This is a genomic window from Chitinophaga polysaccharea (assembly GCF_007829335.1).
In the GTDB taxonomy this organism is placed as follows: domain Bacteria; phylum Bacteroidota; class Bacteroidia; order Chitinophagales; family Chitinophagaceae; genus Chitinophaga; species Chitinophaga polysaccharea_B.
The window spans coordinates 45,740-67,134 of sequence record NZ_VIWO01000015.1 but is presented as its reverse complement, the minus strand read 5'-3'; the positions used below and the strand labels follow the sequence as shown (position 1 = coordinate 67,134).

The following is a 21,395-nucleotide window of genomic DNA, read 5'->3' as shown; positions in this document are numbered from 1 at the left end:
ATTAATTTTATTACAGATTAAACGTCTGTATTTTTTATCTCCATAACTGTAATATTTATTATAACAATTTAAACAATCGGCTGTTAAAAGCTGTAATAACTAATCATCCTAAAATAAAAAGTCATGAAAGTAGCGATTATCGGAGCATCCGGATTTATAGGTACTGCTATCTTAAACGAAGCACTAAACAGAGGACACGAAGTAACGGCCATCGTTCGTAACCCTGAAAAAATCACCGTAAAGAATACACATCTCACTGTGAAAGCTGCCGATGTAACTGATGAAACAACCCTGATTCCACTGCTGACCGGCAACCAGGCGGTTATTTCAGCTTACAATGCGCATGATACGGATACTTATGTGAAAGCGATTAACGCCATCATCGCCGCTACCAAAAAAGCAGGTATCAAACGCCTGATCGCTGTTAGCGGAGCAGGTAGCCTGGAAATTGCCCCTGGCGTGCAACTACTGGATACCCCTCAGTTTCCGGCTGAATGGAAAGCGGGCGCTACCGCCACCCGTGAAGCCTTTTATGTCATCAGGCAGCAAAATGACCTCGACTGGACCGTTATAAGTCCCGCTATGATGATTGCTCCCGGCGAGCGTACCGGTAAATTCCGTTTGGGTAAAGATCAGGTAGTATTAGATGAGAAAGGAGAAAGCAAAATCTCTACAGCTGACTATGCGGTGGCCCTTATAAACGAACTGGAACAACCCCAACATATCAAACAACGCTTTACTTTAGCATATTAACAGGCCAGCCCAACAGGACCTCCTCCTGTTGGGCTATTAATGAATCTTACTGGGACTTATCCCAAACTTCTTACGGAAGGCATTACTGAAATGCTGGGGAGAGGAATATCCCGCTTCCAGGGCAATGGCCGACAAAGGCAACCTACCCTCCCGTATCAGCTCCCGCGCCAACTCCAGCCGGCGGTCATTGAGATAACCGAATACGGTATTATCAAAAACGGCTTTAAAGCCCGACTTCAACTTAAACTCATTTAATCCCGATTTACGGGCCAGGTCGCTCAGGCTCAACGGCTGTTGTAAATGCTGTACCAGCAAATCCTTCGCAAAATGTAATTTCTCTACATCAGATGCAGATACTTTAGGACGTGCCGGAACCACCCGCAACTCCGCCGACTCTATCTGCTCACATTGCAAGGCCAGCAACTCCAGCGCCTTCGACTGCAGGAAAAGCTTCTTCAATCCCCCCTGGAACCGGCACTGACGCACCTCTTCCATAATCAGCTGCATACGCGGCGTAATACGGGGATTAAACTTGTCGGTCAGCGTAGTAGTGCGATTACCCGCAATATTGTTTGCCAACCCATCCAGCACCCGCCCATTATTTTCCGCCAACTGCAGGAATTTCTCCGGCAAAAAGGATAACCCGAAAAATAACATATCCCGCTGCTTCTTTACCCCGGCCGATTCCGACTCACAAGGACTATACATCAGGTTATGTTCCAGGCTCCTGAACTTGAAATTATTGGAAAATCCATCCAGGGTAGTCGTAATATCTCCCCGCTCCATAAACAACATCATTACCCTTGGCTCATGGAAATCCGATAAAATATGAATGTTCTCATACACATCGGCAGTACAGGCGGCAATAGCAATGCCATCAAAACAAAATTCCTGGAAATTGGCAGCCCCAAAAGGATGCCTTACTTCCTGGGTCTGTTCTACGATTGCCTGGTTACGGTATTTCTTGAAATCAAAGGGCATTTCCTCCGATAACAGCACCTGGTTGGCATCATCCGTAATAACTATGCCCATAAAATAATCCGTTTCGTATAAGTATTTATCCGTTTAGTGTAACAGTCATATGGGATAACTAGCGCAAATTTGCGTAAAAATATTCCGAATATTTAAAATAAGTACTTTATGCTGGGAATATTCCGTACCAATATTACAACTGTTCAGGATAGAAACCATGTGATTAGCGCCATTTCCTCACAATTCAATGTTAAAGATTGTACACTGGACCTGGAAGACTGTGACCGGGTATTACGGGTGGTAAGCCTTCAGTCAATGGCGGAACAAACCATCATTGACTTCGTTACCAGGCTTGGATTTTACTGCGATATACTCGACTGATCATACCAGGCAAGTTACCTTGCTACCCTGCCGGCGACCGGATAAATAGCTTATCCGCGCCGGCAGCTTTTTCTATTATAAAAAAAATAATTTATTGCCGTAGGGGTACAATATTTTTGCCACGTCTTATTTACGTGTTGGAAAATCAGCACGCATATTTTACCAAACCGGACTTAATTTTTATGAAAACTAAGGCGACCCTGTTGCTGTCACTGCTGTTGCTAATGCTGGCGGGACAAACAACGACTGCTCAGCAGCAACGATATACCGTAAGCGGCTATGTTAAAGACAAACAAAACGGAGAAAGCCTCGTAGGCATCTCCATCGGTAAAAGCGGTACCACCATTGGTACTGTTACCAATCAGTACGGCTTTTATTCACTGACCCTTCCTGCCGGAGAACATGAAATACAATTCTCCTATATGGGCTACGCTCCTTATAAAACTACCGTTAAACTAACAAAAAACACCACCATCGATGTACGCATGGAAGCTACCAGCAGTCAGCTCAACGTGGTAACGGTAAACGGCCAGAAACAGGAAAGAACCGTGAATACCCTTAACACCAGTATCAATAAACTGGATATTCAGCAAATGAAGAAGATGCCCACCTTCATGGGTGAAGTAGACGTACTCAGGGCTATCCAGACCCTCCCAGGCGTAAATACCGTGGGAGAAGGCTCCTCCGGGTTCAACGTTCGCGGCGGTAACAGCGATGAAAACCTCATCCTGCTGGACGAAGCCCCCGTATATAACTCTACCCACATGCTCGGGTTCTTCTCCGTATTTAACCCGGATGCCGTGAAAAGCCTCAACCTCATCAAAGGCGGTTTTCCGGCGGAATATGGCGGTCGTACTTCTTCCGTACTCGATATCCGCATGAAAGATGGCAATAACCAAAACCTCACCCTCAACGGCGGTATCGGTAACATCTTTAGTCGCCTTTCAGTAGAAGCCCCCATCGTAAAAGATAAAGGCTCCTTCATCGTGGCCGGCAGAAGATCCTATATCGACCTGCTCATGAAACCCTTTGTAAAGGGAGATATGAAAGATACCAAACTCAATTTCTACGACCTTACCGCCAAAGCCAACTATAAATTCGATAAAAATAACGCCCTCTTCGTAAGTGGTTACTTCGGGAGAGATGTATTCGGCTTCGGGAAAGATGTAAATATGAACTGGGGCAACAGTACTGCCACCGTACGTTGGAACCACGTTTTCACCAACCGCCTGTTCCTCAACCTCACCACCTACTATAGCAAATACGACTATAGCCTGAAGTTCACGAACGACTCCAAGAAAAAACCGGGAGAAGTGGAACAAGCTTACGACTGGACTTCCAACATCATCAACTACGGCCTGAAACCTTCTTTTACTTACTATATCAATTCCTCTAACAGCCTGCATTTCGGCGTACAGGGCATTTACTATACGTTCAAACCGGGTACAGGTACCAGCGTAAACGACGGCGATGTACATGTGAAGAAAATCACGGATCAACATGCGCTGGAATCAGCCGTATACATCGATCACGAATACAAGCCTTCCAAGAAATTTGGTATCCAGTACGGCGGAAGATTATCAGCGTATCAATTTGTAGGTACCGGTAATGCTTACATGTATGCCGATACCACGCCCGGTATCCGCAAAAGACTGCTCGACATCAAACAATACGGCTCTAATGAACTGATAAAAGGCTACTACTATTTCGAACCCAGGATCAGCGCCAGGTATGCGTTCTCTGATGAGCATGCCGTAAAGGTGGCCTATAGCAGAACAACGCAGTTCATGCACCAGCTCTCCAATACCGCTTCCCCTACTCCGTTGGACATCTGGACGCCCAGCACCAACAATATCAAACCAATGGTAGCAGATCAGTATACTGCCGGCTACTTCTACAATGCACCTAACGATGCTTACGAATTATCAGCCGAAGTATTCTATAAAACCACCGATAACCAGGTAGATTATATCGATAACGCCAACCTTCAGCTCAACCCGTTGATTGAAGCAGACTTGCTGCCTTCACAGGGACGCGCCTACGGCCTGGAACTTTATGCGAAAAAAGATATCGGTAAAACAACAGGTTGGGTAAGCTATACGCTATCGCGCACCGAAAGAAAAACACCCGGTATCAGCATGAATGAATGGTTCCTGAATCGCTACGACCGTACACATAACCTGAACCTCGTGTTAACGCATACCTTCACCAAACGGACTTCCCTGTCGGCCAACTGGGTATTTGCTTCTGGCACCCCGGGCACTTTTGCCGACAACAGGCTGGAATTCCAGGGCTGGGACATTCCTTACAACAGTACCGAAAAACGTAACAATTACCGCTTACCGGCATACCATCGCCTCGACCTGTCTATGACCCTTAAAGGCAAACAACTCAAGCGCTGGAAAGGTGAATGGGTGTTCTCCCTGTACAACGTATATGGCCGCAGAAATGCATATACCATCTACTTTAAACAGAATGAAGACGATCCTACCAAACGCGAAGCTACCCGCCTCTCTATCATAGGATCTATTATTCCTGGTATCACGTACAACTTTAAGTTCTAATTGTCCAAAAAATTCAATCAGATGAAAAAATCATTGTTGTTTATATTGTCGGCAGTCGTAGCAGGATTAACCGCCTGCGAAGACAAAATCGATCTGAACATCGCCAAAGGCACGTCTTACCCCGTGCTCGACGCCTGGATTACCACCGAAACCGGCCAACAAAACATCCGGTTTACAATGTCTGTTCCTTACACTGATGATAACCCAGCTCCCATCATCGATGATGCTACTATCACGCTAACAGACCTCACCACCGGCACCTCCTACCCGTTTGTTTTTAAAAATAAAATGTATAGCTACGACGCTACCAGCAAGCCTATCGGCGTAGTTGGACATGCCTATAAACTGCACATTCAATATAAAAATGAAACCTTCGATGCCTACGACAGCATCAAAAGAGTACCACAAATAGATTCTATCACCTACGAATTCAAGAAAAAAGAAGAAGCGCTTAGCGGTAAAGAAGGTTTTTATGCAAAGTTCTATGCCAAAGACCTGGCCGGCGGCACCGACTACTACTGGATTCGCTCCTACCGCAATGATACGCTCAGACGGCTGGAAGATAACTTCTCCGTAGACGGATCTTTCGATGATGGCGTAGCAGATGGGATCCCCTTTATCCTCCCGCTCCAGGAAGGTATAACGGACTATCAGAAACCATTCCTGGCGAATGAAAAAGTAATTGTCCGCTTATCTTCTCTCACTTATGCCAGTTACGAATTCCTCAAACAGGTAAACGACCAGGTAAATGCTGGTGGCTTGTTTGCCAAGGTGTTGGAAAATGTGAAAAGCAATGTAGAAAATACAACAGCTAACGGTAAAGTAAGAATACTGGGCCGCTTTGGTACCTCCGCTGTAAGCAAGGCAGAGAAAACGATTATCAAGTAATTTTTGACACAGAAAACAGAAAGCCCCCGCGCTCACCGCATGGGGGCTTTCTATTTTCTGCTTTATTCCTTAACTTCAGTAACACAAACCTGCTATGTATGCCTCCCGACCTGATTTCATATGCCATCCCTGGATTTGTGCTCCTGATATTGCTGGAGATTATATTTACCACCATCGATAAAAAACACCTGTACGAGCCCAAAGATGCCCTGAGCAGCATTGCCATGGGACTTGGCAACGTTTTCATCGGGTTGTTTACCAAGGCCGTTATTTTCGGCATTTACCTGGCAATTTACCAGTTACGGCTTTTTACCCTGGGTTTTACCTGGTGGGCATGGGTACTCTGCTTTTTTGCGGATGATTTCAGTTACTATTGGTTCCACAGGTCCAGTCACACCATCCGTTTCTTCTGGGCTTCTCATGTTATCCACCATTCCTCCCAAAAGTATAACCTGGCTACTGCACTGCGGCAAAACTGGACCGGCAATCTCACCGGCACCTTCGTTTTCTGGCTGTGGATGCCGCTCATAGGCTTCCACCCGGTGATGGTGATGAGCATGCAGGCCATCAGCCTTATTTACCAGTTCTGGATACATACAGAGGTCATCAACAAGCTCCCTGCACCTATCGAGTACATCTTTAATACGCCCTCCCACCATCGCGTTCACCATGGCTCCGACCTCGATTATCTCGATCGTAATCATGCCGGCATCCTGATTATCTGGGACCGCATGTTTGGTACGTTTACTGCCGAAAAACAACGGCCAGTATACGGTCTCACTAAAAATATACATACTTACAATCCCTTCTGGATCGCTACGCATGAATGGATAGATATCTGGAAAGACGTGCGACAGGCCCATTCCCCACGGGAGGCCTGGCACTATATCTTTGATGCACCGGGCTGGAGTGCCGATGGTAGCCGGAAAACCACGCGGCAACTGCGGCAGCAACCTCCGCCGCCTGCCGAATGAGAAAAAATGCAGAAATATTTGGCATTTACGAAAACTATCGTACATTTGATTACGAAGATATTCGTACAACAATAATCATCTTTAATTATCATCATTTTGAAACAGATCCGGCCTACAGAAAGTGAATTGGAAATTCTGAGTATACTTTGGGAAAAAGGCCCCAGCACCGTTCGGGAGGTACATGATATCTTATCTCAAACGAAAGATGCCGGTTATACCACTACCCTGAAACTGATGCAGATTATGCATGAGAAAGAACTGCTGCAGCGCGATACCAGCAGTAAAACCCATGTATACACTGCCGCCATTTCACAGCAAACAACGCAGCAACAGCTATTGAATAAAATGATAGATACTGTTTTTGGTGGTTCGGCTTCCCAGCTGGTTATGCAGGCCCTGGGCCAGCATAAATCATCTGAAGAAGAACTGGATAAAATTCGTCAGTATCTGTCAGACATGGAAAAACAACAAAAGAAAAACAGGTAAATCTATTACCATGCAATTACTACCTATTACGGGCGATTTTGTACGCGCCCTGGGATGGACGATCCTTCATTCCATGTGGCAGGCATGCCTCATCTATGCCTGCCTGCGGATAGTGTTTAAATTGTGGCCTCAGGCGGGGGCAAAGATCAAGTATAACCTGTCGTTGTTATCCCTCTCGGGCATTTTTACCTGGTTTCTGGCGACCCTGTTTATGCATATTCAACGCCTTGCAGACGCAAGAGAAGCAGCTACGCAAATGGTGGATACGGCATACATCACAACACCGAACCCGGTGATGTACCATGGCCAGGAACCTCTGGTATGGCTGTTTCCCAACCTCGAAGGCTATTTTCCTTTCCTTGTTACGCTCTACGTTGCCGGGATCGCTATTATGACCATCAAATTGTTGTCTGACCTGTTTCATTTACAGCGCATCCGCACCACTCATATCGAATCGATGGGCAACGCCTGGGATAAACACCTGGACAAACTTGCCGCGCGATTACAGATTCCCCGCAAGGTGAAAGTGCTGATTTCTCAGCATGTACAGGTGCCGGTAATGCTCGGCTTCTTAAAACCGCTCATCCTCTTGCCCATAGCAATGGTGAATAACCTCAGCGAAGAACAGCTGGAAGCGGTGCTGCTGCACGAGCTCGCTCATATCAAACGTAATGATTATCTGTTGAATATCTTCCAGTCAATTGTTGAAACCATCCTCTTCTTCAATCCCTTTGTATGGCTGATTTCCAAAGCCATCCGCATTGAAAGAGAACACTGCTGCGATGACCTCGTTATTGCCAGTACGGTTCAACCATTGCAATATGCTCATGCCCTCGTAGCCCTGGAAGAATACCGGTTAACCGCCAACCGGCTTACTATGGCTGCGGCAAACAGCAAACAACATCTGTTTCACCGCATTAAACGTATCATGGAAATGAAGACAAAAAATCTTAATTATAGCCAAAAATTTCTTGCTGTCTTAATCATTGCTACTGGCCTCGTATCCATTGCATGGTTCAATCCCGCTAAAGGAAAAGAACATAAAACAGCTGAACATCCTGTTGATACTACCGCTCCTAAAAGCAATACTGCCCGGGAAACAGGTAAATCCGCTTCAGGTACCTTCCGTCAACAACTGGATGTGGCCAGTCCTGCACCAGCCGCTAACGCTGTGGAGATAAAGGATGTGGTATTGCCTGAACCCGCCAGTTCCATGGGGCCTTTAGCGCCTCTGCAGACAGGACTTGGGCCGATGCCCTCTCAATCGCCCAGTCCAATGACCAACCAGGCCAAGGATCAGTCCATAAATGTTCAGATTGAGGACGTGCAAGACCTGAGTGTAGACAACGTGAAAATACAAGACCTGAAAATTGATGACATTGTCCATCAAAACGTCACTGCCAACGTTAAAGTCAATACCCAAAACCACCTCTTTACGCGTAACCACGTCTTTTACAACGATACCACTGTTGACCGGGAAGAGATACGCAAACAGATAGCAGCTGCCCAGAAAAGCATCGACGCCGCTATGAGGCAGCTGAAAAATGTGGATATGAAAAAGGTGCAGGAAGATATCCGCATTGCTACTCAAAATATCAATATGGCCAACCTGTCTGCCGAAGTAAAGAAAGCACAGGCAGAAAGCATGGCTGCCCTGAAAGATATTGACTGGGACAAGCTCACCAGCGCTCAACAGGAGGCTGCCAAGGCCCTGAAAAATATTGACTTCGACGCTATTAACCGCAATGTCAGCAAGAGCCTCAACAATGCATTGAGAAGCATGCAGACAGATAAATTCCACTTCGATACCACCATCGATAAAGAAGAAGTTCGCAAGCAACGCGAGGAAGGCCTGGCCAATGCAGCCAGAACCAGGGAAGCAGCCCGCAGGACACGGGAAGGCATCGGTCGTACCAGGGAAGGCGCTCAGCGCAACGCCGAAGCCGCCCAAAGAGAACAAGATACCAGAAACAGGGAAAAGGAAGCTAGAATCAGGGAAAAAGAGGCAAGAAACAGGGAAATACAAGCCGAAAAAAGAAATAAAGAAGCCGCGCAACGTGAGCAAGACGCCCGGAAAAGAGCTGCCGAAGCTGAACAGCGCGAAAAAGACGCGAAAAACAGGGATATACAAGCAGAGAAAAGGGATAAAGAGGCTGCGCAACGCGAGCAAGATGCTCAGAAAAGAGCCGCCGAAGCCGACCAACGTGCTAAAGACGCAGAGAAACGCTCCCAGGAAGCTGCAGAAAGAGCCAAACAAGCAGAGAAAAGATCAGCAGAAGCCGCTGATAGAGCCAGGAAAAACCAGGAAATGATTGAAAAGATGGCGGCCGACAAGCTAATCGATCCATCCCAAAAATATACTATAGAAAAAAACAGCGGAGGCCTGTTCATTAACGGAGTTAAGCAACCAGAAAGCGTTTACTCCAAATATGAACAATATCTCCAGGGTGGACGGCATGTGACTATTAAAAAATCATAATGCCCCTAAAAAGCCGATCACTGTCATTCTATCGCGGATAAAACAGGTACCATTGCCGTTCATACGGTAATGGTATTTTTTTTTAAGTGGGTTCACTTACCTTTAGAGATATAACTTAATGAAATAGTTTATGAAAGCGTTTTGTATTACACTTGCCATGCTTGCCGCCACCACAGTCAATGCACAGGAAAAGGGCATGGTGATTAAGAACCTCGAAAAAGGCAGGATCAACGCCGCCACTCCCGTGAAAAACCAGGGCATGACAGGCACCTGCTGGGACTTCTCCTCCACTTCCATGATAGAATCGGAAAGTTTGCGTAAAGGATTACCCGAGCTTGATCTGTCTGAAATGTTTACCGCCCGTAACGTTTATATAGAAAAAGCCAAGAACTATGTACGGCGCCAGGGATTTACCCGCTTCGACGAAGGAGGACTGGCGCATGATGTCATTCGCGCTATTGCCGCTTATGGCATAGAACCGGAAAACGTTTACAGCGGCTTAAAAAATAATGCCACCATACACGACCACGGTCAAATGGTGATAGCGATGAAAAAATATCTGGACAGTATCATTAAAGTATCTCCCGTTCCCGATAATTGGATAAGCGAATTTACCGGTATCCTCGATACTTACATGGGTAAGCCTCCTGCTACCTTTGAATACAATGGAAAAACCTATACGCCGCAAAGCTTTGCCAAAGAAGTGGTACAGTTTAATGAAGACGACTATGTTTTCCTGACTTCCTTTACTCATCATCCTTTCTATAAATCTTTTATTGTAGAGGTGCCGGATAATTTCTCTAACGGCGCTTACTTCAATGTACCGTTGAAAGAGCTCACCAGCATCACTGAAACCGCCCTGCAAAAAGGCTATACGGTATTATGGGATGCCGATGTAAGCAATAAAGGATTTGCCGGCAGCCGCGGTTACGCACTGCTTACTTCCGCTAGTGTTCCCCTGCCCAAGGATAGCATAGACCCTGAAATGCAGGAACCCAGCTATACACAGGATTCACGGCAACAGCTATACGAAGAATTGATTACACAGGATGACCACCTGATGCATATCACCGGTATAGAAAAAACGCCTAAGGGTAAAACTTTTTTCCTGGTGAAAAATTCCTGGGGTAAGAATGCCAGCCCATTTGGTGGCTACCTGAATGTTTCTGAAGCTTATTTTGCTGTAAATACCATTACCATTGTAGTGCCCAAAGCTGCACTGGACAAGTCTTTACAAAAGAAATATACCAGTCTCAACTAACGCTATCATATGACAAAATGTGCAAAGAAATTTACACGGTGGTATTCAGTTGCGATGCTCCGTAAATTTCTTTGCACCTCTTGTCAACCCGTTACAGTTAACTTTTTCACTACAATTGATGATGGCATAGGTAACTGAACACCTGCTGTTACCGTACCGGGAGGATTTATGAATAAAGGATAGTAAACCCTTTGATATGTTGTACTTCGCCTGTGGTAATGTCTAATTCTTTCACCGCCGCCATTGCCGGACCAGACTTACACCAGTCGATAAAGGCCTCCATTGCATCTTCCGGCGCCTCTGCCAGGATCCACACGTTTCCATCCAACAGATTTTTTACCTGCCCTTGTACATTCATCGAATCTGCTACGCGTTTAGCATTAGCCCTGAATCCTACCCCCTGTACCCGACCTTTCACAATAATTTCCTTGTGTACCATTGTTCCTGTTGCCATAAATATTTATAAAATTATCTAGTATTGGCTTGATGTTGAATATGTTATATAACAACAATCGCTACTTAAATAGCTACTTAAAAAGCCAATTTTCCGGCAAAGATACAAACAACCCAAAGTTTATTCCAAAAGCTGAAGGGGAATTGAACATCAACAAGGCATTTAACGAACAATTTATCCGAATGAACAAATAGCCTATTGGATCTATTCAAGATCTATTTATATCAAAATATCTGAACCAGGCATTACCAGACAGTAGATACGAAGCACCGCAGGAAACCGGGGGAACAACGGATCTAATAATATGTTGCACGCTTCGCCTCCATCAGCAGACAGCAGCTTAAGACTGCAACAGCAACAGTATGAAAGGTGGCTAACTTGAGGGAATCAAACACTGATGAAAATTGATATAGGGGTAATATAGGGGTAAACAAATTATTACATCCGCTACTATATCCGTCCAATTTCATCCATGCTGCGAATCTGCTATCCGCTAATGCCCTGGTCAGATAATCATGAGCTGACTACGCAGCATAATTAAACAATGAACCAACCATATGTTCAATATCTCCAAATACAAAATCTCTTACACGTTCATATTTACCGCCGCTGGCAGAACGTTTCAGCAAACTGAAACAATGGCAATTGAAACTGCGTACAAATACCTGCTGGGCCAGCGATGGCATAATCATATTTACCTCCGCATCATGTAATCCCCGGGCCAGCATAATATGCGGACGGAAAGATTGCGGCTTCAGCTCGAAAGCCTGCATAATACTCCGATGTAACTCCACCAGTGGTTTGGGATTAGCCACATTAATGAAAACACTATTGTTGCCATCAGTATGACGATAAGCATCCATCTTGGCCGTATACACCGCAAAACCCGATTGCTTACGCGCCACTCCTTCGAGCATCATCACAAAGTCTTCCTGGAAACGCTCAGGAAAAGCAGACCTGAACAACGCCACATGAACCGGCGCACCAGACATCCCCGGATCACCCAACTCCGCTGCTACAAACTGACGAACACGGGTCACATCCTTAGCTACCGAAGCATCCGGATTCACTACCAACAAATAATCAAATAACTCTTCCGAAATCTCATAATTCGTATTCATAACCTGATATTTTAATTCTTCCTGTTAGAATGACAATACGAATATACAACCTTTTTTCGGAAATACTAATTTTTTTAGCATTTTTTACTAAAAAAATACGCAGCTTTATTAACTGCGTATTCCTCAATTATTTACTTATGACAGCTTTTCTATAATAGCCACAAAATCTGCTGCTACCAAAGAAGCGCCACCAATGAGCCCCCCATCTACATCCCCCTGGGCAAACAGTTCAGCAGCATTACCTGGCTTGGCACTGCCTCCGTACAAAATAGTCGTATGCAACGCCGCCTCGCGGCCAAATTTATTAGCAATCTGTGACCGGATAAAAGCATGCATATCCTGCGCCTGCGCTGCACTGGCAGTTAAACCCGTACCAATCGCCCAGATAGGCTCGTACGCAATCACTACCTGCTTCAGCTGCTCTACTGCCAGGTGAAACAAACTCTCCTCCAACTGCTTCGCTACAAAAGCATTCTGTGTTTCCGCCTGCCGTATTTCCAGCGGCTCTCCACAACAGAAAATAGGCTTTAATCCATTCGCCAGCACCAGGTCAATCTTCTTTGCCAGCATCGCATTGCTCTCCTGGAAATATTCCCTTCTCTCAGAGTGACCCAGGATCACATAATCCACCCCAATTGATTGCAGCATTTCGGCAGATACCTCGCCGGTATAGGCGCCGGATTTTTCACTGTAACAGTTCTGTGCCGCTACATAAAAACCAGGATAGTTCTTCAGTAAAGACTTCGCCTTCTGCAAGTAAGGAAACGGCGTAGCTACTACTACTTCCTGCCCCTCTTTCAACCGGAGCCCAGCCTGCAGAATGTCGTTGATCAACTGCTCGCCCTGCGCCAGCGTAAGATTCATTTTCCAGTTACCTGCAACAATTTTCTTTCTCATAAATACTGTGATATTAAGTTTTAAGGTCTTTCTGATAAATTAATTCATATACCGCCTCCAGTACACTACTGTCTTTTGCCGTTAGCGTCCGCCCTTTCAACGCCATCCATTTACCGGCATCTTTAAGCGCCTCCGGCAAACGATACTGTCCATCGTCGCCCCAACTGAAAGAAGGTACAAATTTGGCCGGAAAATGTCCCCCAAATACATTGCAGGACACTCCTATTACGGTACCGGTATTCAACATGGTGTTAATACCACAGCGACTATAATCTCCCATCAATACCCCACATTTGTTACCCGCTGCCATAGGCCGTCCCAAGCCCTCTATCCAAACATGCACCGCCGATACGTTATTCTTCAGGTTAGAACAGGAAGTATTGGCGCCCAGGTTACACCACTCGCCAATCACCGCATCTCCCAGGTAACCATCATGCCCTTTATTGGAATAACCAAAGAACACACTATTTTTAATCTCTCCCCCACCAGTACAATAAGGCCCCAGCGTGGTAGCCCCATACACCTTCGTTCCCATCTTCAATACCGCTCCCTCATTCATCGCCAAAGCCCCCCTGATCAAACAACCCTCCATCACCTGCGCATCTTTCCCGATATATATCGGTCCCGTAGCTGCATTTAATACACTACACTCTACTGTAGCCCCGGGCTCCAGGAAAATGTCTGCCGGATGTATGATCTGATTGGTGGATGATATGGGAGCAGAGGTTCTGCCCGCCGTTAACAGCTTAAAATCTGCCCTGATTGCTTTGTCGTTGAGCGCAAAGATATCCCAAGGCTTATAAATTCCCAGTACTTCCCCTGGATAATTTTTACGATGACTACTGGTCAATACTGGTACCTCCGCCCCCAATACCGCTTTCGCCAGCAACTGGTTGTCTTTATACAACTCCTGCTCCGGCTCCAGGGCCCGGATCGCTGCCAGTAAATCAGCATCGGGCAACAGGTGCCCACAGATTAAAATATTAACAGTATCGGGTAACTTATGCTGCAAGGGAAACTTATCCTGCAGATGCGGTACGGTAAAATGGCTCACTCCTGTACCCAGCCAACGCTCCCATTTTTCCTGTATGGTAAGTATTCCTACTCTGCAGGTGGCAACGGGTCTTGTATGCGTAAAGGGGAACAACAGTTCACGTACGGGCGTGTCAATAAGAATGTAATTACGCTCCATAGGGAACTAAAATAAAAAATCCCATCGATAAGCCGATGGGATTTCCCTAAAAAATATTTTACTTAGCAACTAAGCTTTCTTAGCGTAACGTTTGTTGAATTTATCAATACGTCCTGCGGTATCCACCAATACGTTCTTACCAGTATAGAAAGGGTGAGAAGTATTGGAAATTTCCAACTTAATCAACGGATACTCGTTACCATCTTCCCACTTTGCAGTTTCTTTGGAAGGCGCGGTAGAACGGCTTAAAAAGCTATCTCCGTTTGACATATCTTTAAATATCACAAATCTGTAACTTTCTGGATGGATTCCCTGTTTCATATCAAAATTATTGTAAATACAGGGTGCAAAGTTAACTAAATTTCTTTAACACCCAAAGATTATTATTAAAAAAATCAGGATTTCATATTTATATACTGTAATGGAATACCCAGGTTGGCTTCCCGACACGCTTGTATAACATCCTGTAAATCATCTATTTTCTTACCTGTTACCCGCACAATATCATCCATAATGGCGGCCTGTACCTTCAACCCGGAATCTTTAATCAGCTTCACAATCTTCTTCGCATCATCCTGTTTGATCCCATTACGTACCGTCACATCTTTCTTAAATACCTTCCCGCTCTGGTATGGCTCCTTACTCAGGTCATAAATACTGGCATCCAAGCCCTGGCGCATAGTGCGGCTAACCAACACATCCAGCAACTGCCCCAGCTTCATATCACTCTCTACCTCTATATTGAGCGTCAGTTCTTTCTTATTCAATGCTATCTCCACATGTGATCCTTTGAAATCATATCGGTTCGTGATCTCTTTCTTCACCGTGTTAATAGCGTTATCCAGGGTCTGTAAATCTACTTTGCTGACAATATCAAAGGACGGCATAATTATAAATTTTATATTCGAACAGCAAATATAAAAAAGAAAAGGCAGGTAGAGAACTACCGGCCCGATATATACTCTAAATCTAACTTGTTATTAAATCTTACTGATATTACCCGCACCGGATATCGACTTGGTAACGGAAGGATCTCCTTTATAGTGTACCCTACCCATACCGGAAATGCCGACATTCAGCTTTTTCTGAACAAACACTTCTGCTTTCCCGGTACCGGAAATATCCACCTGCGCATCATCAGTGGCCAGGTCCAGTGCCCTGATATCGGCAGCACCGGATACCCCATATTCAGCACGGTCGGAAGTGCCGCTCAGCTTAATTTTGCTGGCGCCGGATACTCCCACCTTCAGCTTTCGGGCATTAATATCCAATTTGGCATCTGCGGCCCCGCTGAATCTCAGCTCCAGTAAATCGCTGTTCAGCGTACCCTTGCTGATAAATGCACTGGCTCCACTGGCCGATAAAGTGCCCACCTTCTCCAAGGTTACATATACCACAATATCTTTGGTAGGTTGAATATTATAGCCCTTTTTGGTATAAATCTGTAGCTCCCCACCCGATATCTCTGTCTGGATATAAGGTAGCAGGTTCTCTTCTGCGGCTATGCGAATGCTGTGGCTACTGCCCTGCTGTATAATCACTTTATAAACACCGGAGGTGCTGATATCTTTAAATGGAGCTGCGTTCCTGGATTCCTCTTTTACTTCACCATTCCCCCTGATCCGTTCATTCCTGTTACAGGAAAAGGAAACAAGTAAGGTAGTGGTCAACAACAATGGTAATGCAAAGAGGAAATAATTAACAAAACGTTTCATAGTGTAACTCTTTTATCAGGTTTTAGAATGGCGTTATAACAGGTTAGTAAGTATCTAGTTTAGCATCTGAGTTGGTGCCCCGTATTTTTATATAGGGAGATGATTCACTGCCTCCCCCTGCCTGCGCAGAGTAATCATGGTTCGCGTTTTTCTTGTTGGAAACAACGTTCTTCAGTTCAAACCCGTCCACTTTTATATTGCCATACACCAGGTTGGCAACGATAGAGAGTGGCTGACGGCGGGAAAAAGTTATCTTGATATCAGAATAGGTAAGCTGGAAATCGGCCGATTTAAAACCAGTGCCCACTTTGCCTACTTTCACATCTCCGTAAGTCATGTTCATATTAATAGCCTGTTGCAACTCCTCCATGCGCACATCGGAATAGGTGCATCTGCCACTTGCCTGATCAACATGATCTATCTTATAATTATCATAGTTGGCAGAGATCTTCAATTCGCCTACCCTGTCCACGGCATATTCACTATAGTTAGAGCTGGTGCTCAGGCTACCGAGCTGGTCGGCGCGCACATTAGAATAATTTCCTCTTACGTCTACTTTATCCGCTTTACCAATTTTGCCTTTATCGCAGTAATTGATCCGGAAACTCAGGTCTTCCGCTTCCCGGATATCAAAGGTGCAATAGTTTAATTCCATTACCACCGGGAAACTAAACTTATCTGCTATCACATCTCCAAACTGGTTAGCGACCATCAGTTTTCTTAAACTCTCCGGGATATATACATCGTAGTCAATGTTTACATAATCCTTGGAGTCCATTTTACCACCCCAGGAAAACCACCCGGAACTACTTTTACCAGGGTTGTAGGCCGTACGCATCGATACGCTGCTGTTACTCTGATCAGCGTCAATATCTACCATTTCTGCAATGGCACGCGCCTGTTCATCGTTCTTTCCAAAGCCCGTAATGGTGATAGTAGCTTTGATTTCGTTCTTGTTCCAGGCGTGAAAAATAATCTTGCCATACTTGTTGGAAAGATTTAATGCCGCATTATCACCAACCGAAAACGTTTTCACAATTGTTTTCTTGTACACCGTAGATCCGTTGTGAGCTTGCGCCAGTAGCGGCAGTAGCAGAAATAATAAGCATCTAAATCTCAACTTCATATTGTTTTTTTGTATGACCGGGAACTGCATGTCTATCCTGCAGTTCTTCCAATATTTTGTCCAGGAGATCCAGCTTCAGCTGGTAATATCGTATGAGTGCAGCACGGATTCTTTCATTGCCCGGGTTATTTTTTAACTCTTTCTCCAGTGCTTTATAGGTATCATTACGCAATTGCAGTTCCTGCCGGGCGGTACTGTCCAGCCCCAGCTCATTGGCAGGGTAAGCATCTATTAATTGTAGTTTGGCGTTTATACGTGTGGTATAGTAGGTCCGGGCTTCCTGCAAATCCGGCGATATAGCCGAAAGCTCCTGCTGCTGGTGCCGTTTATGCCCGGTAAAATAGAATATAGCGGCGGCATTAATCATCAATACAGCTATCACTGCGGCTTTAAACCAGTTTTTCCGTAAAAGCTGTACTACCCTCCCCTGGCGCTGTTCCGTAAGGTCTTTTTCCAATGCAGCCCAAACCCGTGGCGATGGCCCCGGTCCCTCAAATTCATCCCGGTGCTGCTGGATAAAACTTTCAAAATTGTCTGGCATCAACGAGTTACATTTTGCTGTTTTACAATCTGTCTTACCTTCTCCTTTGCACGCATGTACTGCGTTTTAACGGTCGACTCTGTGATACCCAGCATCTCTGCTATCTCCCGGTGTGAATACGATTCAAAAAGATAAAGATTCAACACCGTGCGGTATCCGTGTGGTAAGCCATGGATGGCAGACTTCACAGCGGCAACGGTCCAGCTGAACTGAGCCTCATCAATGCCGTCTTCCGCCATTACTTCTACCTCTTCCACGTCTTCAAAATACACTTTCTTTTTACGTAAGGTATTTAAACAGTGGTTTACCACAATCCGTTTTATCCAGGCACTGACGCTGGCGTCCCTTTCCAGCTTTCCAATATGCTTGTGTACCTGGATAAATGCTTCCTGCAAAGTATCCTCTGCATCGCTCACGTTGTTGGTCATACGCAGGCAGATGTTATACATAGCAGCCGCATAGGCGTTGTACAAGTCATGGAATGCGCGTACATCCCCCTTCTTGCAGCGGTCTATTACATTCTCTGCTATTTGCGTTTGATTCAAGTTAGTGGCTGATGCTTTCATTATAAAGACAGTAATTGTAAAAAAGGTTGCACGGCGGCAATTAGTTTTTTCCCGTTTAATGTGATACGATGCCCGTATTCACTAATTCAAATATGCCTATCTTATTAATTATTAAACAATTATAAAAAATGGATGAAAGGGGCCGGGGATAAAAAGTTTTTCAAAATTAGCGGAATCACCTACCCAACATCATCAAATTATACCAAACCGCTATTTCTTGTGATGAAACCTGTACATCTTCATGTTGGAAAGTGTGAAAGGAAAACGCAGCCAGCTAACTGACTACGTTTTTCCATCCTTATATACCTAAAAAACCATCTTAATTACCTCCTTTTACGCGACTCTGTTCTGCTTCCAGACCGGTTTGACGGGTACGGGCTGCTTTTACATTAGTGTTCCCAAAGCGATAGTTGAAGCTTAAACGCACCTGCCGTGAATCCCACCTGTTGGCAACCGCTGTATATCTGCCCGCATTGCTAAAATCACCCCGGAAGTAGCTGGTCCTGAAAATATCACTCACATTCAGTTTCACCGATCCTTTATTGTTCAGCACTTTCATAGAGGCGCCCAGGTCCAGTGAACTCATTGCCTTCATTTTAAATAACCCTTCCTCAGTCACCTGCGGAGACACATAGAAGAAGGTAGCTTCAGCAGCAATTTTTTTAGTGATGGTAAAGGTGTGCTGGGTACGGCCAAAGAAGGCAGCAGAAGCTGTTTTCACGTTATTATTATTCACAACTGTCTGGAAATTGGAGTAGGAAACAGATAATGTGGTAAAGCTCGTCCACCATTTAGTAACAGGCATTGGCATAGACACATTCAGGTTGAAATTATCCGATTTCGCCACGTTCATATATTTGTAGCGCAGAATGGAACTGTCGCCGGTGGACTTATCGACATCTGATTCCAGCAACCGGGTCATCATGTCTTTAGTATGTGAATAACCAATGGAAGTGATCAGGAATTGTTTAAATGTATGGGTAATTTCAAAGTTGTTGGAGTATTGTGGCTTCAGATAAGGGTTACCGGCTTGTTTGGTATACCTGTCGAGATAGAATTCAAACGGATTAAGATCGTCGTAACTCGGGCGCTGAATGCGACGGCTATACGTTAAGCCAAATGTATTGTTCTTATTCATATTATACGTCAATGCCATGCTGGGAAACAGGTTGAAATAGGTAGAATCATTTTTTACCAGCACTGGCTGTTGCGCTTTCTGTGAGGCAGAACTACCGGAAATATGCGTCTGTTCTCCGCGAAGCCCCAGCTGTACACCAATCTTTTTAAACTGCCTGTTGTAATTGATGTAAGCGGCATTGATATTTTCCTTGTAGATAAAATGATTGGTACGGTTTTCATCCAGCATCCAGTTACCCATTCTCAGAGAATCGAAGCGGGCATTATTATCGCTGGTCACAAAACTTACTTTCGCACCAACTTCCAGTTTAGCCTGATGCTTCAATGGTTGGATATAATCTATTTTTGCTGTTTTAATATCAATAGTAGAGGGCTGGTTAGAACGGGAAGTATCACTGCCCAGTAGTAGTTTCTCATTGGTACCACGTGAAAAGGCGTATAAGTCGGTCAGCTGACGGTTGGTATTCCTGGCGTAGTCCAGGTCCACATTCAGTTCCCTGCCAGTAGAATCCAGCACACCGCGGTAGTTGATATTATAAGCCCCTCTCTTCCATTTCCCGTCATAGTTAGTATTTGTGCTCAGGATAGAATCTACCCGCTGTCCGTTACCAATAAGGGTATTGGCATAGGTAGGGAAAAACCGGTGATTTGAGCTCAGATCTATCATCACACCAATTGTATGTCCTTTACTGAGGAAGTAATCTGCCCCTATTTTTCCGCCCTGGTAGTTCGATTTTTGTGTCATATTGTTGGCCTGGTCGTAGACCTTCTGTTGGCCATCTTCCATATAAGAACGGTAAACAGTGAGTTCCTGCTGGTTTTCCCGATGGCTATAGTTATAGGAACCAAATATGTTCATTTTAGCAGTGCGATGGTTCAGGTTCAGGCCACCATTATAGCGGGGTCGCTCCCCTTGTATACCTCCCAGATTTACACTACCGTTGGTTCCGTAGTTGGCGTTCTTTTTTAGTTTTATGTTGATGATTCCCGCGTTGCCGGCTGCATCATACCTGGCGGAAGGATTTGCAATCAGCTCAATCTGGTCGAGATTGGCAGCTGGCATGCTTTTAAGCAGCTCGGCAACGTCCTGGGAGGTCATATTGGTTGGTTTGCCATCTATCATAATCACTACGCCCGCCTTACCTTTCATGGAAATGTTACCATCTTTATCGACAGTAATAGTAGGCGACTTCTCCAGTACTTCCATCGCGGAACCACCGGAAGCGGTAATGCTGTTTTCTACGTTCACCACCATTTTGTCAGCCTTCTGCTCTACAAAAGGCCGGCGGGCGGTTACATCTACTCCTTTTAAAGCTTTGGAAACTGCCTGTAAGGTAACAGCAGGTACGCTTACACGGCCGTTTCCTACTTCAAAGGCACTGCTGTAGGCTTTGTTCATACCCACTGATACTGCGGCTACCAGGTACTGGCCCTGTTTCACCTGTTCAAATTCATATTTACCATTTATATCTGCAATCGCTCCTTTTACCAGCGATGAATCTTTTGCTTTTAATAAAGTCACAGTAGCAAACTCTACCGGTCTATTTCCATTTTGGGTGATTTGCCCTCCTACGCCTGGAGCATTTTGGGCAATTGTAGTTAAAGCCGTGGTTAACATACTCACTGATAACGCGATAGCTTTAAAACCTGGTTTCATATAAGGGTGATTTAGAGTGTTTTAGATGTTATTTGGTCTGATAGTTTGTTTCTTTAGAACCTTAGTTAATATACTACAATGGTTAAACCACTACATTAGATTAACTGCTACGATGTAAAAGTAGGTATTATGTATTACACAGTACATAGCATTACACAAGCGGTTTATAGAATGGGATGAATGGTAAATGTTGTTGGAACGATAAAAAGACGACTAAGAAATAATTATGTT

Annotated in this window: 20 protein-coding genes; 8 read left to right on the top strand and 12 right to left on the bottom strand. The window is 45.0% G+C overall.

Going from position 1 to position 21,395, the window contains the following annotated elements; all coding sequences use genetic code 11:
- Positions 1-123: 123 nt before the first annotated feature.
- Positions 124-753, top strand: coding sequence for an NAD(P)-dependent oxidoreductase (locus FHW36_RS29420; protein ID WP_145674962.1), 630 nt, complete (start codon positions 124-126; stop codon positions 751-753).
- A 36-nt stretch (positions 754-789) separates the two neighbouring features.
- Here the strand turns inward: FHW36_RS29420 and FHW36_RS29415 are convergent, their stop codons facing one another.
- Positions 790-1,785 (bottom strand): helix-turn-helix transcriptional regulator, encoded by a 996-nt coding sequence (locus FHW36_RS29415; protein WP_145674961.1) that lies wholly within the window; start codon positions 1,783-1,785, stop codon positions 790-792.
- A gap of 108 nt (positions 1,786-1,893) precedes the next feature.
- Here FHW36_RS29415 and FHW36_RS29410 point away from each other — a divergent pair, with 108 nt between their 5' ends.
- The 7 genes from FHW36_RS29410 (at position 1,894) to FHW36_RS29380 (ending at position 10,758) form a co-directional block, all read left to right on the top strand.
- Positions 1,894-2,106: a hypothetical protein gene (locus FHW36_RS29410; protein ID WP_145674960.1), complete on the top strand. Its 213-nt coding sequence runs from the start codon at positions 1,894-1,896 to the stop codon at positions 2,104-2,106.
- A 182-nt stretch (positions 2,107-2,288) separates the two neighbouring features.
- Positions 2,289-4,670: a TonB-dependent receptor gene (locus FHW36_RS29405; RefSeq protein ID WP_145674959.1), complete on the top strand. Its 2,382-nt coding sequence runs from the start codon at positions 2,289-2,291 to the stop codon at positions 4,668-4,670.
- A gap of 21 nt (positions 4,671-4,691) precedes the next feature.
- A complete protein-coding gene (locus FHW36_RS29400; RefSeq protein WP_145674958.1) occupies positions 4,692-5,558 on the top strand; it encodes a DUF4249 domain-containing protein in 867 nt (288 codons plus the stop codon).
- Positions 5,559-5,656: 98 nt separating this feature from the next.
- Positions 5,657-6,532 carry a sterol desaturase family protein gene (locus tag FHW36_RS29395; RefSeq protein ID WP_145674956.1) on the top strand — a complete coding sequence of 292 codons (876 nt, stop codon included), beginning with the start codon at positions 5,657-5,659 and terminating at the stop codon, positions 6,530-6,532.
- Between the two features lie 96 nt (positions 6,533-6,628).
- Complete coding sequence (locus FHW36_RS29390) at positions 6,629-7,018, top strand: BlaI/MecI/CopY family transcriptional regulator (RefSeq protein ID WP_317131897.1); 390 nt, start codon at positions 6,629-6,631, stop codon at positions 7,016-7,018.
- Between the two features lie 10 nt (positions 7,019-7,028).
- Complete coding sequence (locus FHW36_RS29385) at positions 7,029-9,497, top strand: M56 family metallopeptidase (protein ID WP_145674952.1); 2,469 nt, start codon at positions 7,029-7,031, stop codon at positions 9,495-9,497.
- A gap of 130 nt (positions 9,498-9,627) precedes the next feature.
- A complete protein-coding gene (locus FHW36_RS29380; protein ID WP_145674951.1) occupies positions 9,628-10,758 on the top strand; it encodes a C1 family peptidase in 1,131 nt (376 codons plus the stop codon).
- A 166-nt stretch (positions 10,759-10,924) separates the two neighbouring features.
- Here FHW36_RS29380 and FHW36_RS29375 read toward each other — a convergent pair whose 3' ends face one another.
- From FHW36_RS29375 to FHW36_RS29325, 11 genes are all read right to left on the bottom strand, one after another.
- Positions 10,925-11,212 carry an acylphosphatase gene (locus FHW36_RS29375; RefSeq protein WP_246121255.1) on the bottom strand — a complete coding sequence of 96 codons (288 nt, stop codon included), beginning with the start codon at positions 11,210-11,212 and terminating at the stop codon, positions 10,925-10,927.
- Positions 11,213-11,736: 524 nt separating this feature from the next.
- Positions 11,737-12,333 carry a 2'-5' RNA ligase family protein gene (locus tag FHW36_RS29370; protein WP_145674950.1) on the bottom strand — a complete coding sequence of 199 codons (597 nt, stop codon included), beginning with the start codon at positions 12,331-12,333 and terminating at the stop codon, positions 11,737-11,739.
- A 135-nt stretch (positions 12,334-12,468) separates the two neighbouring features.
- On the bottom strand, positions 12,469-13,230 hold the full coding sequence (gene tpiA / locus FHW36_RS29365) for a triose-phosphate isomerase (protein ID WP_145674949.1): 762 nt from the start codon (positions 13,228-13,230) through the stop codon (positions 12,469-12,471).
- Between the two features lie 13 nt (positions 13,231-13,243).
- Complete coding sequence (locus FHW36_RS29360) at positions 13,244-14,422, bottom strand: putative sugar nucleotidyl transferase (RefSeq protein ID WP_145674947.1); 1,179 nt, start codon at positions 14,420-14,422, stop codon at positions 13,244-13,246.
- A 69-nt stretch (positions 14,423-14,491) separates the two neighbouring features.
- Positions 14,492-14,743: a type B 50S ribosomal protein L31 gene (locus tag FHW36_RS29355; protein ID WP_145674946.1), complete on the bottom strand. Its 252-nt coding sequence runs from the start codon at positions 14,741-14,743 to the stop codon at positions 14,492-14,494.
- Between the two features lie 74 nt (positions 14,744-14,817).
- Positions 14,818-15,309: a YajQ family cyclic di-GMP-binding protein gene (locus FHW36_RS29350; RefSeq protein WP_145674943.1), complete on the bottom strand. Its 492-nt coding sequence runs from the start codon at positions 15,307-15,309 to the stop codon at positions 14,818-14,820.
- 93 nt (positions 15,310-15,402) lie between these two features.
- Positions 15,403-16,137 (bottom strand): head GIN domain-containing protein, encoded by a 735-nt coding sequence (locus FHW36_RS29345; RefSeq protein ID WP_145674941.1) that lies wholly within the window; start codon positions 16,135-16,137, stop codon positions 15,403-15,405.
- 43 nt (positions 16,138-16,180) lie between these two features.
- A complete protein-coding gene (locus FHW36_RS29340; protein ID WP_145674939.1) occupies positions 16,181-17,263 on the bottom strand; it encodes a DUF4097 family beta strand repeat-containing protein in 1,083 nt (360 codons plus the stop codon).
- On the bottom strand, positions 17,247-17,804 hold the full coding sequence (locus FHW36_RS29335) for a hypothetical protein (protein WP_145674937.1): 558 nt from the start codon (positions 17,802-17,804) through the stop codon (positions 17,247-17,249). Before FHW36_RS29335 ends, FHW36_RS29340 begins: the two co-directional genes overlap by 17 nt.
- Entirely contained in the window at positions 17,804-18,370 is a 567-nt protein-coding gene (locus tag FHW36_RS29330) for an RNA polymerase sigma factor (protein ID WP_145674935.1), read from the bottom strand. The genes FHW36_RS29335 and FHW36_RS29330 overlap by 1 nt, the downstream gene beginning before the upstream one ends.
- A gap of 319 nt (positions 18,371-18,689) precedes the next feature.
- Complete coding sequence (locus tag FHW36_RS29325; protein ID WP_145674933.1) at positions 18,690-21,164, bottom strand: outer membrane beta-barrel family protein; 2,475 nt, start codon at positions 21,162-21,164, stop codon at positions 18,690-18,692.
- Between the last annotated feature and the right edge of the window lie 231 nt (positions 21,165-21,395).

Excerpts from the sequence above, each read along its gene's own strand:
- FHW36_RS29325 (WP_145674933.1), bottom strand. The coding sequence starts at position 21,164 with ATGAAACCAGGTTTTAAAGCTATCGCGTTATCAGTGAGTATGTTAACC.
- FHW36_RS29330 (WP_145674935.1), bottom strand. The coding sequence starts at position 18,370 with ATGAAAGCATCAGCCACTAACTTGAATCAAACGCAAATAGCAGAGAAT.
- FHW36_RS29370 (WP_145674950.1), bottom strand. The coding sequence starts at position 12,333 with ATGAATACGAATTATGAGATTTCGGAAGAGTTATTTGATTATTTGTTG.
- FHW36_RS29355 (WP_145674946.1), bottom strand. The coding sequence starts at position 14,743 with ATGAAACAGGGAATCCATCCAGAAAGTTACAGATTTGTGATATTTAAA.
- FHW36_RS29400 (WP_145674958.1), top strand. The coding sequence starts at position 4,692 with ATGAAAAAATCATTGTTGTTTATATTGTCGGCAGTCGTAGCAGGATTA.
- FHW36_RS29385 (WP_145674952.1), top strand. The coding sequence starts at position 7,029 with ATGCAATTACTACCTATTACGGGCGATTTTGTACGCGCCCTGGGATGG.
- FHW36_RS29380 (WP_145674951.1), top strand. The coding sequence starts at position 9,628 with ATGAAAGCGTTTTGTATTACACTTGCCATGCTTGCCGCCACCACAGTC.
- FHW36_RS29375 (WP_246121255.1), bottom strand. The coding sequence starts at position 11,212 with ATGGCAACAGGAACAATGGTACACAAGGAAATTATTGTGAAAGGTCGG.
- FHW36_RS29335 (WP_145674937.1), bottom strand. The coding sequence starts at position 17,804 with ATGCCAGACAATTTTGAAAGTTTTATCCAGCAGCACCGGGATGAATTT.
- FHW36_RS29415 (WP_145674961.1), bottom strand. The coding sequence starts at position 1,785 with ATGGGCATAGTTATTACGGATGATGCCAACCAGGTGCTGTTATCGGAG.
- FHW36_RS29405 (WP_145674959.1), top strand. The coding sequence starts at position 2,289 with ATGAAAACTAAGGCGACCCTGTTGCTGTCACTGCTGTTGCTAATGCTG.
- FHW36_RS29420 (WP_145674962.1), top strand. The coding sequence starts at position 124 with ATGAAAGTAGCGATTATCGGAGCATCCGGATTTATAGGTACTGCTATC.
- FHW36_RS29345 (WP_145674941.1), bottom strand. The coding sequence starts at position 16,137 with ATGAAACGTTTTGTTAATTATTTCCTCTTTGCATTACCATTGTTGTTG.
- tpiA (WP_145674949.1), bottom strand. The coding sequence starts at position 13,230 with ATGAGAAAGAAAATTGTTGCAGGTAACTGGAAAATGAATCTTACGCTG.
- FHW36_RS29395 (WP_145674956.1), top strand. The coding sequence starts at position 5,657 with ATGCCTCCCGACCTGATTTCATATGCCATCCCTGGATTTGTGCTCCTG.
- FHW36_RS29410 (WP_145674960.1), top strand. The coding sequence starts at position 1,894 with ATGCTGGGAATATTCCGTACCAATATTACAACTGTTCAGGATAGAAAC.
- FHW36_RS29340 (WP_145674939.1), bottom strand. The coding sequence starts at position 17,263 with ATGAAGTTGAGATTTAGATGCTTATTATTTCTGCTACTGCCGCTACTG.
- FHW36_RS29360 (WP_145674947.1), bottom strand. The coding sequence starts at position 14,422 with ATGGAGCGTAATTACATTCTTATTGACACGCCCGTACGTGAACTGTTG.
- FHW36_RS29350 (WP_145674943.1), bottom strand. The coding sequence starts at position 15,309 with ATGCCGTCCTTTGATATTGTCAGCAAAGTAGATTTACAGACCCTGGAT.